At 63.1% G+C, this 2,605-nt stretch carries 2 protein-coding genes; both read left to right on the top strand.

Going from position 1 to position 2,605, the window contains the following annotated elements:
- The first annotated feature begins 453 nt into the window (after nucleotides 1-453).
- Nucleotides 454-1,293: a flagellin domain-containing protein gene (locus tag AC1D01_RS29460; protein ID WP_477872741.1), complete on the top strand. Its 840-nt coding sequence runs from the start codon at nucleotides 454-456 to the stop codon at nucleotides 1,291-1,293.
- A gap of 321 nt (nucleotides 1,294-1,614) precedes the next feature.
- The gene (locus tag AC1D01_RS29455) at nucleotides 1,615-2,460 is read left to right on the top strand and encodes a flagellin domain-containing protein (protein WP_477872739.1); all 846 of its coding nucleotides are present in this window, start codon (nucleotides 1,615-1,617) and stop codon (nucleotides 2,458-2,460) included.
- Nucleotides 2,461-2,605 lie beyond the last annotated feature (145 nt).

Genomic DNA, 2,605 nt, shown 5'->3' with positions numbered 1-2,605 from the left:
GGTGTGCATCGTGCTGGCGCGCCTGGGCACGCCCCGTGGAAGGGTGCTGAAATTCTAGGAAACCACCCCGTGCCGGTCTCGCGGAGATGCACCGCAGACGCCTGCCAATTCAGCGCTTCCCGGGCTGCGAGAAACATCTCGAAACGTCCGTGCGGACCCTCAAGTTTCCGGCCCAAGTGCAGATAGAAGCCGGGTTCTCCTCCCTCTGTTCAACGGATCCCTCCGAAATTTTCGTGACCGGGTCTCAAGTCCGGAAAGTGGCGGTCCGATAAAGCCTCCAACGGCGACGCAACAACGGCGCCGGGGTCCGGCAGACCAGTGAGGCCGGGCGCAGCAAGCCGCACAGGACGTGCGGTCGTTTAGGCAGAGAGGATCACGGTAGAGACACCAATCTGCCGAGGCAATGCCGGCGCTCATGCCGGGTCTCGTTTCAACCGTTATGGAGTATTTCAAATGAGCATGTCAGTCAACACCAACGTCACGTCGCTGAACGCACAACGCAATCTGTCGACCACCCAGAATGCCCTGTCGACCTCGATGCAGCGCCTGTCTTCCGGCCTGCGCGTCAACAGCGCCAAGGACGACGCCGCCGGCCTGGCGATCTCGGAGCGCATGGGCGCCCAGGTCCGCGGCATGAACGTCGCGATCCGCAATGCCAACGACGGCATCTCGCTGGCGCAGACCGCTGAAGGCGCGCTGGGCAAGGTCGGCGATTCGCTGCAACGCATGCGTGAACTCGCCGTTCAAGCCCGCAACGGCACCAACGGCACCAGCGACAAGGATTCGCTGGACAAGGAATTCCAGCAACTCGGCGCGGAAATCAGCCGCGTGCTCGGTGGCACGACCTTCAACGGCATCAACATCATCGGCTCCGACGCCGGCGCGAAAGAGTTCCAGATCGGTGCCAACACGACCACCAACGACTCGATCACGGTGACCACCACCGACATGTCGCAAGCCGCCAGCATCACCGACGTGACCAGCGAGAAGATCGACAGCACGCAAGACGCGGCTGCCCTGAAGGACGTGATCGACAAGATCGACGGCGCGATCGACTCGATCAACAGCGAGCGCGCCATGTACGGTGCGGTGCAGAACCGCTTCGACTCGGTGATCTCCAACCTGCAGACCTCGGTGGAGAACCAGTCGGCCGCCAAGAGCCGCATCACGGATGCCGACTTCGCGTCTGAAACGTCGAACCTGTCGCGTGCCCAGATCCTGCAGCAGGCCGGCACGGCGATGGTGGCGCAAGCCAACCAACTGCCGCAGCAAGTGCTGTCGCTGCTGAAGTAAGCCGCCAGGCTCGCTTCTACAAGGCCCCGCCCGGGAAACCGGGCGGGGCCTTCTCGTTTGGCGGATGAAAAGACGGGTCGAACCGGCTCATTTCCCGGTTTAACCCCACTCCAGTTCTCGGAACAATCACTTCCACAGGTTCCTCGCCCGGGATCTGCGGTCCGGATCCACTGWAGGATGCTGACGGGGCGGTGTGCAACAGCACACCTTTCATGTCGGTGGCCAACGGTGATTCGCGCCGGGTCTGACGCAGGGCATCACACCCCTGCGGCAAGCGCCGGCGCATTTCGCCGGGAGTCATTGATTCTTGAGGAGTGCTTCATGCCACAAACCATCAACACGAACATCGTTTCGCTGAACGCGCAACGAAACCTGAATTCTTCCCAGTCCGCGCTGGCCGTCTCGATGCAGCGCCTGTCGTCCGGCCTGCGCGTCAATTCCGCGAAGGACGACGCCGCCGGCCTCGCGATCGCCGAACGGATGAACGCGCAAGTGCGCGGCATGAACGTCGCGATCCGCAACGCCAACGACGGCATCTCGATGGCGCAGACCGCTGAAGGTGCGCTGTCCAAGGTGGGCGATGCGCTGCAACGCATGCGCGAACTGTCGGTGCAGGCCCGCAACTCGACCAACAGCAACAGCGACAAGGATTCGCTGAACAAGGAATTCAAGCAGCTGTCGGCCGAAATCGGCCGTGTCCTCAACGGGACCACGTTCAACGGCCAGCCGATCCTCGCGTCGACCGGCACGCAGACCTTCCAGGTCGGCGCCAACACGACCGTCAACGACACCATCGACATCACCACCGTCAACCTGACCGTCGACGCCTCGATCACCGCGGTGACCGACGCGCTGGTCGTGATCGATAGCACGGCCGACGCGACTGCCATCGCGACGGTGATGAATTCCATCGACGGCGCGCTGGACCTGATCAACGACACCCGCGCCACCTACGGTGCCAGCCAGTCCCGCTTCGATTCGGTGATCGCCAACCTGCAGACGGCGGTGGAAAACCAGTCGGCCGCCCGCAGCCGCATCATGGACGCCGACTTCGCGGCTGAAACCGCCGCGCTGAGCCGTGCGCAGATCCTGCAACAGGCCGGCAACGCGATGGTGGCCCAGGCCAACCAGCTGCCGCAGCAGGTGCTGCAGCTGCTGAAGGGCTGATGAACGACGAGCGGGGCGTGGTGCGTGAAAAAAGTCGCACCCGAGGACTCAAGTTGCCGGCTGTGACTCCGATACACGCGATATCGGATTCCCCTTGGGGGGAGCCTTCCTTCTTTTAGGACAGTGGCAGCGAGGCTTCCTCTGC

It is taken from the genome of Rhizobacter sp. P3_B12 (assembly GCF_056402895.1).
This window is presented reverse-complemented; position numbering and strand designations above follow the sequence as displayed.

What these genes read in the sequence shown, in the direction of transcription:
- AC1D01_RS29460 (WP_477872741.1), top strand. Translation starts at nt 454, where the DNA reads ATGAGCATGTCAGTCAACACCAACGTCACGTCGCTGAACGCACAACGC.
- AC1D01_RS29455 (WP_477872739.1), top strand. Translation starts at nt 1,615, where the DNA reads ATGCCACAAACCATCAACACGAACATCGTTTCGCTGAACGCGCAACGA.